The sequence below is a fragment of the Arthrobacter sp. Soil764 genome, from assembly GCF_001428075.1.
Classification (GTDB): Bacteria; Actinomycetota; Actinomycetes; order Actinomycetales; family Micrococcaceae; genus Arthrobacter.
The window spans coordinates 165187-179439 of sequence record NZ_LMSI01000019.1 but is presented as its reverse complement, the minus strand read 5'-3'; the positions used below and the strand labels follow the sequence as shown (position 1 = coordinate 179439).

The following is a 14253-nucleotide window of genomic DNA, read 5'->3' as shown; positions in this document are numbered from 1 at the left end:
AAGTTCGGGCCACGGACGGATGACCACTAGAGTCGAAGCGGTGCATGCCGAACAGAACGTTGACCAGCTGACCGCCCTGAACCCAGACATGTTGGGCCTGCCCACAGAGTCGGCCGGCCACGGCGAAGACGGCTTCGTCCGCGTGCGCGGTGCCCGTGAGAACAACCTGCGCAACGTCAGCGTAGACGTGCCGCGGGACGCGATTGTGGCGTTCACGGGAGTGTCGGGCTCGGGCAAGTCGTCGCTGGCCTTTGGCACCATCTACGCGGAGGCGCAGCGCCGCTTTTTCGAGTCGGTGGCGCCCTATGCCCGCCGGCTGATCCAGCAGGGCCACAACCCCAAGGTGGAGCAGATCACCGGGCTGCCGCCCGCCGTCGCACTCCAACAACGGCGCGGCACCGCCACTTCCCGGTCCACCGTGGGGACCGTGACCACCCTCTCCAATTCGCTGCGCATGCTGTTCTCCCGCGCCGGCAGCTATCCCGGCGGCGCTGCCCCGCTGGATTCGGATGCCTTCTCCCCCAACACCGCGCCAGGCGCCTGCCCCGAATGCCACGGCCTGGGAACCGCCCACACGGTCACCGAAGCATCACTGGTTCCGGACACGTCCCTCAGCATCCGAGACGGCGCGATCGCCGCCTGGCCCGGTGCCTGGCAGGGCAAGAACCTGCGCGACATCCTGACCCACCTGGGCTACGACGTGGACGTTCCCTGGCGGACGTTGCCCCGCGAACAGCGGGACTGGATCCTCTTTACCGGGGACCAGCCCGTGGTGGAAGTGACGCCGCAGCGGGACCGCGTGGCCAAACCGTACAAGGGCCGGTTCTGGAGTGCCAAAAGCTACGTGATGCACACACTGACTGACTCGAAAAGCCCCGCGATGCGGGAGAAGGTGCTGCGCTTCATGGAAACGGGACCGTGTCCGCAGTGCGATGGCACCGGGCTTCGGCCCGAGGCCCTTGCGGTGACCTTCGCCGGGCACACCATTGCCGGACTCAATGCCGTGCCCATGACCGAACTGGCGGAGATCATCCGCCCCACCACCCTGCTGGCCACGGCAGGCACGGCGTCGCGGAAGCAGTCCTCTGAGTCCAATGAAGTGGCCGTGGCCATCACCCGCGACCTGCTGCAGCGCATCAACGTCCTGCTTGACCTTGGCCTGGGCTACCTGGCGCTGGGCCGGGCCACGCCAACGCTCTCGCCGGGCGAGATGCAGCGTCTCCGGATTGCCACCCAGCTTCGGTCCGGGCTGTTCGGGGTGATCTATGTGCTGGACGAACCGTCAGCCGGGCTTCACCCCGCTGATGCCGAACCCCTCCTTGCGGTGCTGGACCAGTTGAAGGCCTCGGGAAATTCGGTGTTCGTGGTGGAACACAACATGGACGTGGTCCGCCGCGCCGACTGGCTGGTGGACGTGGGTCCCCGCGCCGGCGAGGACGGCGGGCAAGTGCTGTACAGCGGGCCCGTCCAGGGCCTGGACGCCGTGCCAGGGTCAGTGACACGGCCGTTCCTGTTCCCCGGGAACCCAGCAGGGTCAAGGGCCGACGGCGGCAGCGGCACGGGTGCGGTGCGGGAGGCTGCTGGATGGCTGGAACTGCGCGGCATCAGCCGCCACAACCTGCGGAACCTGGATGCGGCCTTTCCGCTCGGTGTCCTGACGGCTGTCACGGGCGTATCAGGGTCCGGTAAGTCCACCCTGGTGAGCAAGGTTCTCGCGGATATTGCCGGCACCTCCCGGCAGGCCAGTGATGACAGCCGGGTGGCACGTGACGAGCCGGACATTGACATGGACGAAGACGGCGGCCCGGGCAGCGTGGGGCACGTTGCCGGCCTGGAGCGGATCGACCGTACGGTCAAGGTGGACCAGAAACCCATTGGGCGCACACCCCGTTCCAATCTGGCCACCTACACCGGGCTCTTTGATGCGGTTCGCAAGGAGTTCGCTGCCACCGATGCCGCCAGGAGCCGCGGGTTCGGACCCGGGCGCTTTTCCTTCAACGTGGCCGGCGGACGGTGTGAGACGTGCCAGGGCGAGGGCTTTGTGGCCGTGGAGCTGCTCTTCCTTCCCGGAAGCTACGGACCCTGCCCGGAATGCAACGGATCGCGCTACAACCCGGAAACCCTGGAGGTCACCTACCGGGGCAGAGATATAGCGGAGGTGCTGGGAATGACGGTCAATGCCGCGGCCGGTTTCCTGGCAGGGGTTCCCGCCGCGGCGCGTTCCCTGCAGACACTCCAGGAGGTAGGCCTGGGCTACCTCCGGCTGGGCCAGCCGGCCACCGAGCTTTCCGGCGGTGAGGCGCAGCGGATCAAGCTGGCCACTGAACTGCAGCGGGCCCGGCGCGGCCACACGCTCTACCTGCTGGACGAGCCCACCACGGGACTTCATCCGGCCGACGTCGAACTCCTGATGGCCCAGCTCAACCGCCTGGTGGACGCCGGCAACACGGTGATCGTCGTGGAACATGCCATGGACGTGGTGGCCGCCGCGGACTGGGTGATGGACCTGGGGCCTGCCGGTGGCGACGCCGGCGGTAAGCTCGTCGCCACCGGCAGCCCGGCCGCCGTCGCGCGTTCCGGCAGCAGCCGCACCGCGCCCTACCTGGCCGCCGCCCTCCGGGACCGTTACGCCGGGGCGGAACGGTAGCGGCTTTGGGCTCTTGCCCCGGCTCGTGGGCGGGCGTAGGACAGAGGAATGCGTTCCCACCAGGCGGTGCTTCCACACGACGTGCTTCGCGGCCGGGTGGCGGTGGTGACCGGCTCGAGCCGCGGTCTTGGATTCGCCATGGCCCGGGAACTGGGCCTGCACGGTGCGGCCGTAGTGCTGGCAGCAAGGTCGGACGACGCCGTTGCTGCCGCCGTCGAACGTCTGCGTGCTGACGGCATCGCGGCGTCCGGGAGGTGCTGCGACACCGCCGACCTCGCCGACGTGGAAGCACTCCGGGACGAGGCCATCAGCCGCGGGACGCTGGACATCTGGATCAACAACGCCGGCACGTCGGGCGTCTACGGGCCCACTGCGTCGACGCCCGTGGATGACTTCACCCGTGTGGTGCGGACCAACATCCTGGGCACATTCCACGGGGCCAGGGTGGCCCTGCCGGTGTTCCTGGCACAAGGCCACGGCGACCTGGTGAACCTCTATGGCCAGGGTGACCAGGGACCCGTGGCGCTGCAGAACGCGTATGCATCAAGCAAGCGGTGGGTCCGCCAGTTCACGGAGACGCTGCGGCTGGAAACCAAAGGTACGGGCGTGCGGGTGCACGGCATGAATCCCGGCCTGGTGGAAACGGACCTCCTGGGGCGGGTGGCGTCCCAGCCGGGGTTCGAGCACCGCCTCGGGGCCCTGCAGGTGGTGGTGGCACTGTGGGGGCAGAGCGCCGGGCAGGCGGCACGGCCCATCGTTGGTCTTGTGACATCCGACGCCGCGGAGTTCCGCTTCCTGACTAAAAGACGTCTGGTGACCCGCGGGTTACGGAACATACTGGGCGGACGCCTGCGCAGGACAAACAGGATGCCGCTGCAGGTCACCGTGGTGCATCCGGACCCGCAGCCCTGAGAGGGCGACCCTCCAGCGGCCTCCGTTAGGTAACCGAGACCTTGCCAATGCATGGTTGTGATGAGGAACACACTATGCTCGACAGCACCATCCGGACCGCGGGAAGAGGCACCATGAGCATCGATATTGAGGTTGGGTCCATCTGCAGCACCGGGGATTCGGCGCGTTTCGGCGCCGCAGCTGACGTTATCGCAACCGCCATGGCCGTCACCATGCAAAGCGTCCTGGAACGCCACGTGGCCTACAACTGGGTCTGGACCGATGAGATCCGCTGCAGGGGGTGCAACGCCAGCCTGCCAATACCATTCCTTGCGAGCACACGTGCCAATGCGGACCGCGTTTTTGCGGCCCACCGCTCAGCGGAAGTGGAAGCGCTCCTTGCTATGGGTTCGGGTCTTCTGAACCGGCGCTGACAGGGACGCAGAAGCGGAATCCTCTGCGCTTGACCACCCCTCCGGCCAAGCGTATACCGAAGGTATCATCACGCCGGCGCCGCTGGGCCCCGCATGGAGCCGGCTGCCCCTTGGTCTCGAATGCAGGAAAGTTGGAGTTCCAATGGGTACTGACCGTTTCGACGTGCTCCGCGAACAGGTCCGTGGGCGGGTCCTTGAAGAAGATGACCCGGAGTACGACATCGCCCGCAGCGTGTACAACGGCATGATCGACCGCCGCCCCGCTGCGGTGCTGCGGGCAAGCCAGGTGGCAGACGTCATCGCGGCCGTCCGCTTTGCACGAGGCCTCGGAATCGAGGTCGCCGTACGAGGAGGCGGACACAGCGCACCCGGATTTGGAACCGTTGACGGCGGCCTGGTCCTTGACTTCTCAGCGCTCCGCGGCGTCAGGGTGGACCCCGTTGCGAGGACCGCCCGGGTGGAACCGGGTGCCACCTGGGCCGACTACAACCATGCAACACATGCCTTTGGGCTGGCGAGCACGGGCGGCATCATTGGTTCCACTGGTGTTTCCGGCCTGACCCTGGGCGGCGGCATCGGCTACCTCACCCGCAAGTACGGCCTCGCATGCGACAACCTGCTGTCAGCCGACGTCGTCCTGGCAGACGGCACGTTCCTCACCGCAAGTGAAGCAGCTAACGTGGATCTCTTCTGGGCGCTCCGCGGCGGAAGCGGCAACTTCGGCGCTGTGACCTCGCTGGAGTTCCGCCTTCACCCCGTGGACATGGTCCACGTGGGATTGATGTTCTTCGACGCTGCCCTCGGCGCGGACATCGGGGCTGCGTATCGGGACTGGATAGCCGCCGAACCAGAGGAAATGGGCGCCTTCCTGGGGTTCCACCAAGGTCCACCGGTCCCCTTCCTGCCGGAGGAATGGCATGGGCGGCCCGTGGCGGTTATCGCCGGCATGTGGACGGGCGATCTTGACGCCGGGCCCGCACACTGGCAGAGCATGCTGGACGCCGGCCCCGCACTCGGCAGCTTCTTTGCTCCCATGCCCTATCCAGCACTCAACATCATGTTCGATGGACTCAGCGGTGTCCCCGGGCTGCAGGGATATTGGAAGGCCGATTTCCTGCGGACCCTCAGTGACGACGCGCTGCGGGTCGCGGTGCAGTACTCGCCAGGCATCCCCAGCGTGCACTCAGCCAACCACTTCTACCCGATCGATGGGGCAGTGCAGCGGGTGGCACCCGAGGCGACTGCATTCGCCCACCGTGACGTGAATTTCGCCCCCGTCATCGCGGCTCAGTGGCCCGATTCCGCGGACAATGAGGCGAACATCGCCTGGGTGCGGAATTACTGGGCTGCTCTGCACGAGTACTCCGAGCCTGGCGGATACCTCAATTTCCAGGACGCGGACGACCAGTCCCGGATCGAGGACACCCTTGGATCCAACTATGCACGCCTGACGGAAATCAAGGCGAAATACGACCCCGACAACTTCTTCCACGTCAACCAAAACATCTCCCCTGCGCCGGCGGCCGCTGCCCCGGCCACCGCCGCGACGCCGCCCGCAGGCATGGAATCCACCCTTGAAGCAGCAGCCCAGCCCAGCATCCCCCCGGAGGCGGCGCCCACGGTCTGACCCACTGGCGCCAAGCGGAACGGGACGTGGCCGGAGGACGCGCTGTCCGCCGTCGTACGCCCTTTTCCGTTGCTGCAGGCAAATATCTGTTCCGCTCTGGACTCTTGGCCGGGGGCACACCAGACTGTCTACAACAGTTGGCCACCGGGCCCGAATTGTCTGCGCTTCAATGCCCGCGGAAATGGACGGCTGCATTTATTGGGGTTTTACCGTGAGACATTCTTCACGGCATTGAAAGGACCTGGCCATGCCGGACTTTGCACCGTTCTTCCCGCTGATCGCCATTATTTTGGGCGTGCTTGTTGCCATTGTTTTTATCTGGGTGGCAACAAAGCTGATGTGGAAGGTGGCAGAGCCCAACGAGGCCCTGATCATCTCCGGGCTGACCCGTGGAACCCTGGAAACCAGGGCGGGAATGGATTTCAAGATTGTCACCGGCAAGGGCGCCCTGGTCCTTCCCGGCCTGCAGACGGTACGGCCATTGTCACTCACGTTGAATGAAACCGAACTCAAAGTTTCCTGCGTCACCTCGCAGGGCATCCAGGTCATTGTTGAAGGCGTGGTGATTTACAAGATCGGCGACGCGCCGCCCTTTATCGCCAATGCAGCCCGCCGGTTTCTGGGCCAGCAGCCCAAAATGCAGAGCCAGGTGTACAACGTCTTTGAAGGCCACCTCCGCTCCATTATCGGCAGCATGACGGTGGAAGAAATCATCCGGGAACGGGACAAGCTGGGGTCGCAGGTGCGCAGCGCCAGCGGCGTGGAAATGGAAAAGCTGGGCCTGGTGGTGGATTCGCTCCAGATCAAAGACCTGCAGGACCCCACCGGCTACATCCAGAACATCGCAAAGCCCCACATCGCCCAGGTGAAGATGGAGGCCCGGATCGCCGAGGCCACCCGCAACCGGGAAGCGGCGGAGAAGGAGGCGGAAGCCGCGGCCCTGATCGCAGACGCACAGAGCGTCTCGGCAATCCGGCAGTCGGTGGCGCAGGCCAACGCGGAACGGGCCAGGGCAAACGCCGCCCAGGCCGGGCCGCTGGCTGAGGCCACGGCGCGGCAGCAGGTGGTGGTCCAGGAAACCGAAGTTGCCAAACTCGAGGCGGACCGTGAGGAGCAAAAGCTGCAGACAAGCATCCGGAAGCCTGCTGACGCGAAAGCCTATGCCAAGCGCACCGACGCCGAAGGCCAGAAGGCGGCGGACATCAGCGCGGCCGAGGCTTTGGCGCGGCGTACCGAGCTTGAGGCCCAGGCCAACGCCCGGCGCACGGAACTGCAGGCCCAGGCGAATGCCACCGCCGCTGCCGCCGCGGCCGGCGCAACCAAGGTCACCGGCGAGGCCGAAGCCGCAGCAACCAGGGCCAAGGGCGACGCCGCGGCGTCCGCCATCAAGGCCAAGGCGCTGGCCGAGGCGGACGGCATCAAGGCCCGGGCCGAGGCCCTGGGCACCAACCAGGACGCGGTCATCTCCCAGCAGCTTGCCGAGAACATGCCCGCGATCATCGCCGCGGCAGCTGAGCCCTTCTCCCACGTGGGCAACATGACCGTCCTCAACGGCGGCGAGGGCGTCAACAAGATGCTGGGCGGCATCCTGGCGCAGGCGGGCGACTACCTGCCGGCCCTCGCGTCCGCGCTCCGAAAAGGCGAGGACGTCAAGCACCCACCCAAGGCACCAGGTGCGTAGGGCTGCCGGTGCACAGGGACGTTGACCGGAGCCTGACCGGGAAGATCGGCCGGGTGACTGGCCGCATCGGCCCGGGCACCATCGGCGAAGTCATGCTGCCCTACCTGGGCGGCATCATGGCGTTCCACGCCCACCCGTACGACAAAACCAGTGAGTTCCCGGCGGGCACTGAGGTGCTGGTGATCTACTTCGAGCCGCCGCAAACGGTGTACGTGGACGAGCTTCCGGACGTGCTCAAGCACCAGGAGTAGACCCTTCCCCGGACCTCCCGGGAGGGAGCTACCGGCCGCCCTCCATTTTGCGGCTGCGCTGCTCCTGAGCCATCGGCCCATAGGGATAAACGCCCGTCTCCGGCTGGCTGGCCCGGGTGAGCCGGTCGACTTCAACGGCATCGAGCTGCAGGTCAGCGGCGGCGAGGTTGTCGGCGAGCTGTTCCTTGGTCCGCGCCCCCAGGATCACGGACGTCACGGCAGGGCGGTCCGCCAGCCAGGCCAGGGCCACTTGGGACGGGCTTACGCCGTGGGCGTCCGCGATGTCCTGGACAGCGTCGATGACAGCCCACGTCCGCGGGTTCTCGTTGCGCGCCTTCCAGGCCTCCATGCCACGTTCGGGGTTTTCGCCCAGGCGTGTTGCGCCGGAAGGGCGCTGGTCGCGCTTGTACTTGCCGGACAGCCAGCCGCCGCCCAGGGGCGACCATGGCAGCAGGCCGATTCCGGCGTCAAGCGCCGCCGGGACAATCTCGAATTCGATGTCCCGGACCAGCAGGCTGTACTGGGGCTGCAGGCTGACGGGCGGGTTCCACCCCTTGTTGCATGCCACGTGCACGGCTTTGGTGAGTTGCCAACCCAGGAAGTTCGAGAAGCCGTAGTAGGCGATCTTCCCGCGGGTCACCGCGTCATCCAGGAAACGGAGCGTTTCCTCCAGGGGTGTGATCGGGTCCCACGCGTGCATCTGGTACAGGTCGATCTGTTCCACGCCAAGACGGCGGAGGGAATCATCAAGGGCACGCGTCAGGCGCCGGCGGGACGTTCCGACGTCGTTCGGTGCCGTCCCCATGGGAAAGCGCCCCTTGGTGGCGATCACCGCTTTGTCCCTCACCTCGGGCCGGCTGGCCAGCCAGCGGCCGATGATTTCTTCAGAGGCTCCAGCGCTGTAGACGTCAGCGGTGTCAATGAAGTTCCCGCCGGCTTCGAAGTAGCTGTCCAGGATAGCGTGGGAAGCTTCCTCCGTCGCCTCCGCGCCGAACGTCATGGTGCCCAGCGCATAGCTGGTGACGACAGCGCCGCTGTGGCCCAGGGTTCGATACTGCATGGTTGTCCTCGCAATCAGGGGTGGATAGGCGGAAAGCTGCGCGCGGCCGCGTCCTTGGTGCTGGTGCGGATCCGGTACAGGCTGGTGGTTGCGGTGATGTACAGGTCGTGGCCGTCCAACCCACCAAAGCACAGGTTCGAAACGGTCTCGGGCACGGCAACGGAGTCCAGAAGCTCAAAGGACGGTGAGTAGATCCTTATGGACGGGCCCGCGGAAGTCCAGATCCTGCCCTCGACGTCGACCCGCAGTCCGTCGGCCGGAAAACCCTCTTCCAACTCCAGCACCCCTGTCCTGCTGCTGCAGCGGCCCTCATGCACGCTGTAGGTGGCGATCCGCAGGGGTACGCCATAACGGGAGCCGGCGGTATCGGCGACATAGAGGAGGGATTCGTCAGGCGAGAAGGCGAGCCCGTTGGGGTGCACCAGGTCGGTAACTTCCGCCGTCATTGATCCCGTGGCGGGCTCGTAGCGGAACACATGGCAGCCGCCGTACTCCTGCTCACCTTCGTGGCCTTCCTTTGTCCCCGGAAGGATTCCGTACGGCGGGTCGGTGAACCAGATGCTGCCGTCACGGGCAATGACCACGTCGTTGGGTGAATTCAGCCTGCGGCCCTGGAAGGAATCCACCAGCCCGGTTACTGTTCCTTCGCGGTCGCGCTCCACCCGACGGAGGCAGTGGCTGCACTGGACCACGCTGCCGTCGGCATCCAGGGTGCGGCCGTTGGTGAATTCGACGCCAACTGCGTATTCCCGGGTGGCACCGGTGGCCGGGTCAAACTCGAGGATGCGGTTGTTGGGGATGTCACTCCATCGCACTGTCTGCGACGACGGTACCCACAACGGTCCCTCGGCCCATACGGAGCCCGTGAACAAGCACTCCAGCGGGCCAGTCGTCAGATCCATGCGTCCGAACTTACCCTAGGCCGGGTTTTGGGTCTGCGTGACGCGCAGGCTGCCGTACCTTTCCATCCGATACATCAGCTGCCGGTAGACGAACTGCTGGAGGGGCAACGTCCACAACGGGCCAAGCCGTTCCTTGTCGAGCCGGAAGGCGTATGCAACCATGAGGACCCCGCCACAGTAGGTGCTTCAGGCGTACAGCTGCTTTCGGCCAGGAACTACCAGGGCCCTCGACGTCGGGACTAATGACCCACGCGCAGGCTTTGGTTAAGATCAAGGTTCCACGCTCAATCATTGACGGGTATGGCGTATTTAAGGGCATGGCGGCCCGTCGTGCCGGCAGAGCGCCACGGAGGCAGAGAGGCCATCATGGACATCACACAGCTCGCCGGATATTCGCTTGACCCTTTTCCCCTTTATGAACGGATGCGGGCAACAGCCCCGGTCTTTCAGGATGACCGATCGGGGAGCTGGCACGTTTTCCGGTACGACGATGTCCAGCGCGTGCTGTCCGAGCACGCAACCTTCTCGTCCCGCATGGGCGGTGATGATCCATCCGGTTCCGGACAGCTCTTCGCCGCAAGCCTCATCACCACCGATCCCCCACGGCACCGCCAGTTGCGCTCCCTGGTCACTCAGGCGTTCACGCCAAAAGCCGTTGACGCGCTGGCTCCACGCATCGCCGAACTCACGGACGAGCTTGTGGAAGGGATCGCTGCCCGTGGCGGGGCAGACCTGATCAAGGAACTGGCATATCCGTTGCCGGTCATCGTGATTTCCGAGCTCATGGGCATCCCGGCGGAGGACCGCGAGCGTTTCAAACAATGGTCGGACGTGATCGTCAGCCAGACCCGGACTGGGCCTGCAGGCGGCGGAGATGATGCCACCGCCGCAGAGATGATCGGGTACTTCCTGGCCCTCATCGACCAGCGCCGGAGCAGGCCCGGCGAGGACCTGATCAGCACCTTGCTGGCCGCCGAAATAGACGGCCAAAAACTGACGGTGCCTGAACTGCTCGGCTTCTGCAGTCTGCTGCTCGTCGCCGGCAATGAGACCACCACCAACCTGATCGGCAACGCCGTTTTATGTTTGGCAGAGTCGCCTGGCACACTCGAGCGTGTCCTTGAAGAGCCCGCCCTGCTGCCCCAGACCCTCGAAGAGGTGCTGCGCTTCCGGTCGCCGGTCCAGTCGATGTACCGGGTAAGCGTGGCGGAGACAGTCCTGGGTGAGCAGCGTATCCCGGCAGGGGCACCGATCGTGGCCTGGATCGGCTCCGCCAACCGGGACGGGCAGCAATTCCAGCGGCCGGCTGAGTTCGACATTGACCGCAGCCCGAACCGGCATCTGGCCTTTGGGCACGGAATCCACTTTTGCCTCGGCGCGCCACTGGCCCGGCTGGAGGCCAGGATTACCCTGGAGGCGCTGCTGGCCCGCTTGCCCGGGCTTTCCCTGGCACCCGAAGCGCAGCTGGAACGAATGGAGAGCACCATTGTTTACGGGCTGAAGGCACTTCCCGTCAGGTGGCAGCCCGCCTGACCGGCAGATGGGGCCCCGCCTATTCCGGAGTGTCCGTTTTGGCGGCATAGTCGGCGGCCTGGGCCTGCACCTGGCGCATATAGGCATCGGACTGGTTGTAGGAGTGGACGGCGTCTGTCCAACCCCGCGCGGTTGTCAGGTTCCGGCCGTGGCCGCACAAATACGTGGCGGCGCTGAGGGCAGCGTCGTCAATGTTGGAGGGATCCGCGGTTCCGTCGCCGTTGCCGTCCCTTCCTGCAAGCCGCCACGTGGACGGAATGAACTGCATCGGCCCCACGGCGTGGTCCCAAAGGGCGTCATCGTCCAACGCACCCCCATCGGTGTCCGCGATGGCAGCGAATCCATCGCCGTTGAGGCTTGGACCCACGATGGGGCCGCTCGCCTGCCCGTCGGCGCCAAGCCTGCCGCCGCCATAAGTTCCGTGGGCTGATTCGACGAAGCCCACCGCGGCAAGCGTATTCCAGCCAATTCCGCACCCCGGGGTGGAACGATTGGCCGTGTCTGCGGCAGCAACGTAGGCCCGCAGCGCGCGGGCAGGGATCCCTGTCTGTGCCGTGGACCGCATCAGCCACTCGGCGTCCGGGCTCCGCGTTACGTTCACGGCGGTATCCATGCCGGTGGGCCGGGCCTCGAAGACCACCCGGGCCTGCGGCGGTGCGGAGAAGGCGATCCGGGCGTCCGCACCGGGCTGCCGCAGGAACCAGAAGGAGAATGCCGTGCTGACGCAAACCACGAACAGGCCAAAGACCGCAAAGCGTTTTACACGGAGCACTGACTAATCAAACCATCAAGCTTCCACGCCCGGTGACCGGAACGGTTTCCAACACCCCATCTGGCGTCCGCGGACATGATTAATTCCACGGCACCTGGAATCGTTAGCATCAGGCATGGGCAGAAAGAACTACCTCATCGAGGGCGGCTCCGGAACCGGCAAGACCGCGGTCTGCAACGAATTGCGGCGGCGGGGCTATCAGGCCATCAATGGTGACCGCGAACTGGCCTATCAAGGCGATCCGGAATCCGGTGAACCGTTGGCCGGCATTACAGGCGTCTCCGTGCACCACCACCACATCTGGCGGGTGGACAAGGTGAAGGCCCTGATCGCGGACCAACGGGAGGGGTTGACGTTCTTCTGTGGCGGCTCCAGAAACCTCTCGAAGTTCATTGGCCTGTTTGACGCGGTATTCGTTCTTGAGGTGGACCTCGCCACGCTGCATCAACGGCTTGACGGGCGCCCGGAGGATGAATGGGGAAGACGCCAAGAGGAACGGGAGTTGATCGAGCGCCTGCATCTGACACGGGAAGAAATCCCACCAGGCGGCATCACCATCGACGCCACCGAGCCGCTTGAGCGCGTCGTGGACGACATCCTGCGTCAGGTTGACATGGGACGGTCGGCATGATTTCCGGTGGACACCGGCCGCGCGGTCAGCGCACCACCATGCGGTGGCCCGCATCCAGCCGCTGGGTCCAGCCGCGGGAATCGAGATGTTCCAGCAGCGGAATGGCAATCCGTCGTGTCGTGTCGAGTGCCTGGCGCGCCTGGCTTGTGGTGAAGGGCTGGTCCAGGCGGGCCAGGGTGCGCATCGCCAGGGCTGGCGCCGTGGGCAGCAGCACCACGCCGTCGCGCAGCCGCAGCAGCCGTCCCGTGCGTTCGGCGGCGGCCAGTTCCCGGGCGCCGAGGCCCAGGGCAGCCAGCTCGTCGGCTTCCGGGGCATGGAACGCGTCCGCCCTGAGTCTGCGCTCCAATTCGGCGATGGCCGGCTCCACGGGGCCAAGGTTTCCCTGGCTGCCTGGCAGCCGGATATGGCCGCTGTCCTGTTCAAGGGTTGCCCCACGGATGACCTGGGGAAGAAGCCGTTCCTCGGGCAGCCTCAGCAGGTCCCGCGCCGCGCCCATGGAAAGGCCCGGGGCCAGGGGGTCGCGCTCCTGCAGCGTCTCGACCGCAGCCCGCAACCGCTGCTGCCATGCCTCAAGGACAGGGGCATGCACCCACCAATCCCCCAAAGCCCGTACCCCCGACGGCGTCTCCGCGTCCTGCCCGGACAGCAGACCGAGCCTGCGCAGATGCTGCACCTGGACGGCTCCGCGGGCTGCTACTTCTCCCAGCACATCTCCGGCGGGGTCCATGGCTGCAAGACGCTTCGCCCAGCGGGCGCCATCACCGCGCCGCTCCAAGGCAGGAGGGTCGGCATCGAGGACACGTGCCCCACCCAGCACTGCGCGGCTTCCGGGGTCACGCAGCACCATCCGGTCTCCGAGGACAAGCGGCAGGGGTCTGTCAAGGACGAGCCGGGCGTAATCGGTTCCGAAGGGTCGCAGCCGGGCAGGCACGGAGGCCGTGCCAACATGCACAGTGAGTTGTTCCGGCACCTCTGAATAGGCGACGCCGGTGGTCCGCTGGATGCCGACCACGCCGGTGGCCGGCCATGCATCGGGAGTAAGCAGCGCATCCCCGCGCCGGATATCCGTTGGGGCAACGTCCCGCAGGTTCAACGCAACCCGGCTGACCGGCTCCACTGAGGCGTGGAAGGTATCCCGGCTTTGCAGGCCGCGGACTGTGACGGTGCGGGAACCGGCGTGGCCCAGCAGCTCCAGCCGGTCACCCTGGACGACCGTTCCTGCTGCCAGCGTTCCGGTCACCACCGTGCCGGAACCGGTGATCGTGAACGAGCGGTCCACCCACAACCGGACCCGCCCATCGATGGCGGGACGCGGCACGCTGGCCAGGACGCCGTCGAGCGCTGAACGCAGGTCGGCCAGGCCGGTACCGTCGATGGCGGAGACGGCAACCGCCGGCGCGTCCCTCAGTCCGGTCCCGGCCAACTCCACGCGGGTCCGTGCCAGCACGTCGGCCACCCGTTGGCTGGACGCCCGGTCCGCGCGGCTCAGGACCAGCACGCCGTGTTCAATCCCAAGCGCAGCGACGGCGTCCCGGTGATCGCTTGACTGGGCCTGCCAGCCCTCATCGGCGGCTACGACAAAGCAGACCACCGGCGCCGGTCCGATTCCGGCAAGCATGTTGCCGAGGAACCGTTCGTGGCCCGGTACGTCAACGAACGCAACATCCTGTCCGGACGGCAGGGTTGTCCAGGCATAGCCCAGGTCAATGGTCAGCCCGCGGCGCCGTTCTTCCTCCCAACGGTCCGGCTCCATGCCGGTGAGGGCGCGGACCAGGGTGCTTTTACCGGAATCGACATGTCCGGCGGTGGCAACGACGTGCACTG

The 14253-nt window shown here is 66.1% G+C and carries 13 protein-coding genes; 8 read left to right on the top strand and 5 right to left on the bottom strand.

Features of this window, described 5'->3' with window-relative positions; genetic code table 11:
• Positions 1-88 precede the first annotated feature (88 nt).
• The 6 genes from ASG86_RS10520 to ASG86_RS10495 all read left to right on the top strand — a co-directional run bounded on the left by ASG86_RS10520 (position 89) and on the right by ASG86_RS10495 (position 7531).
• Positions 89-2647 (top strand): excinuclease ABC subunit UvrA, encoded by a 2559-nt coding sequence (locus tag ASG86_RS10520; protein WP_056333998.1) that lies wholly within the window; start codon positions 89-91, stop codon positions 2645-2647.
• A 48-nt stretch (positions 2648-2695) separates the two neighbouring features.
• Positions 2696-3559 (top strand): SDR family NAD(P)-dependent oxidoreductase, encoded by an 864-nt coding sequence (locus tag ASG86_RS10515; protein ID WP_056333574.1) that lies wholly within the window; start codon positions 2696-2698, stop codon positions 3557-3559.
• 74 nt (positions 3560-3633) lie between these two features.
• Positions 3634-3972, top strand: coding sequence for a hypothetical protein (locus ASG86_RS10510; protein WP_056333571.1), 339 nt, complete (start codon positions 3634-3636; stop codon positions 3970-3972).
• 142 nt (positions 3973-4114) lie between these two features.
• Positions 4115-5599 carry an FAD-binding oxidoreductase gene (locus ASG86_RS10505; RefSeq protein WP_056333569.1) on the top strand — a complete coding sequence of 495 codons (1485 nt, stop codon included), beginning with the start codon at positions 4115-4117 and terminating at the stop codon, positions 5597-5599.
• A 247-nt stretch (positions 5600-5846) separates the two neighbouring features.
• On the top strand, positions 5847-7280 hold the full coding sequence (locus ASG86_RS10500; RefSeq protein WP_056333566.1) for a flotillin family protein: 1434 nt from the start codon (positions 5847-5849) through the stop codon (positions 7278-7280).
• An 8-nt stretch (positions 7281-7288) separates the two neighbouring features.
• On the top strand, positions 7289-7531 hold the full coding sequence (locus tag ASG86_RS10495; RefSeq protein ID WP_156386172.1) for a hypothetical protein: 243 nt from the start codon (positions 7289-7291) through the stop codon (positions 7529-7531).
• Positions 7532-7559: 28 nt separating this feature from the next.
• Here the strand turns inward: ASG86_RS10495 and ASG86_RS10490 are convergent, their stop codons facing one another.
• The 3 genes from ASG86_RS10490 to ASG86_RS20190 are packed head-to-tail and all read right to left on the bottom strand — an operon-like array spanning position 7560 to position 9655.
• On the bottom strand, positions 7560-8591 hold the full coding sequence (locus tag ASG86_RS10490; protein ID WP_056333563.1) for an aldo/keto reductase: 1032 nt from the start codon (positions 8589-8591) through the stop codon (positions 7560-7562).
• Positions 8592-8605: 14 nt separating this feature from the next.
• Positions 8606-9493 carry an SMP-30/gluconolactonase/LRE family protein gene (locus ASG86_RS10485; protein WP_056333560.1) on the bottom strand — a complete coding sequence of 296 codons (888 nt, stop codon included), beginning with the start codon at positions 9491-9493 and terminating at the stop codon, positions 8606-8608.
• A gap of 15 nt (positions 9494-9508) precedes the next feature.
• A complete protein-coding gene (locus tag ASG86_RS20190) occupies positions 9509-9655 on the bottom strand; it encodes a hypothetical protein (RefSeq protein ID WP_200946242.1) in 147 nt (48 codons plus the stop codon).
• Positions 9656-9859: 204 nt separating this feature from the next.
• Here ASG86_RS20190 and ASG86_RS10480 point away from each other — a divergent pair, with 204 nt between their 5' ends.
• Positions 9860-11026 carry a cytochrome P450 gene (locus ASG86_RS10480; RefSeq protein ID WP_056333557.1) on the top strand — a complete coding sequence of 389 codons (1167 nt, stop codon included), beginning with the start codon at positions 9860-9862 and terminating at the stop codon, positions 11024-11026.
• 19 nt (positions 11027-11045) lie between these two features.
• Here the strand turns inward: ASG86_RS10480 and ASG86_RS10475 are convergent, their stop codons facing one another.
• Positions 11046-11798 carry a lytic transglycosylase domain-containing protein gene (locus tag ASG86_RS10475; protein ID WP_056333556.1) on the bottom strand — a complete coding sequence of 251 codons (753 nt, stop codon included), beginning with the start codon at positions 11796-11798 and terminating at the stop codon, positions 11046-11048.
• Between the two features lie 115 nt (positions 11799-11913).
• Here ASG86_RS10475 and ASG86_RS10470 point away from each other — a divergent pair, with 115 nt between their 5' ends.
• Complete coding sequence (locus ASG86_RS10470) at positions 11914-12429, top strand: hypothetical protein (RefSeq protein ID WP_056333553.1); 516 nt, start codon at positions 11914-11916, stop codon at positions 12427-12429.
• 25 nt (positions 12430-12454) lie between these two features.
• Here the strand turns inward: ASG86_RS10470 and selB are convergent, their stop codons facing one another.
• The gene (selB, locus tag ASG86_RS10465; protein WP_056333550.1) at positions 12455-14251 is read right to left on the bottom strand and encodes a selenocysteine-specific translation elongation factor; all 1797 of its coding nucleotides are present in this window, start codon (positions 14249-14251) and stop codon (positions 12455-12457) included.
• Between the last annotated feature and the right edge of the window lie 2 nt (positions 14252-14253).

Coding starts and splice junctions, on each gene's coding strand:
- ASG86_RS10520 (WP_056333998.1), top strand. CDS start 89: ATGTTGGGCCTGCCCACAGAGTCGGCCGGCCACGGCGAAGACGGCTTC.
- ASG86_RS10510 (WP_056333571.1), top strand. CDS start 3,634: ATGCTCGACAGCACCATCCGGACCGCGGGAAGAGGCACCATGAGCATC.
- ASG86_RS20190 (WP_200946242.1), bottom strand. CDS start 9,655: ATGGTTGCATACGCCTTCCGGCTCGACAAGGAACGGCTTGGCCCGTTG.
- ASG86_RS10515 (WP_056333574.1), top strand. CDS start 2,696: ATGCGTTCCCACCAGGCGGTGCTTCCACACGACGTGCTTCGCGGCCGG.
- ASG86_RS10485 (WP_056333560.1), bottom strand. CDS start 9,493: ATGGATCTGACGACTGGCCCGCTGGAGTGCTTGTTCACGGGCTCCGTA.
- ASG86_RS10505 (WP_056333569.1), top strand. CDS start 4,115: ATGGGTACTGACCGTTTCGACGTGCTCCGCGAACAGGTCCGTGGGCGG.
- ASG86_RS10480 (WP_056333557.1), top strand. CDS start 9,860: ATGGACATCACACAGCTCGCCGGATATTCGCTTGACCCTTTTCCCCTT.
- ASG86_RS10490 (WP_056333563.1), bottom strand. CDS start 8,591: ATGCAGTATCGAACCCTGGGCCACAGCGGCGCTGTCGTCACCAGCTAT.
- ASG86_RS10500 (WP_056333566.1), top strand. CDS start 5,847: ATGCCGGACTTTGCACCGTTCTTCCCGCTGATCGCCATTATTTTGGGC.
- ASG86_RS10470 (WP_056333553.1), top strand. CDS start 11,914: ATGGGCAGAAAGAACTACCTCATCGAGGGCGGCTCCGGAACCGGCAAG.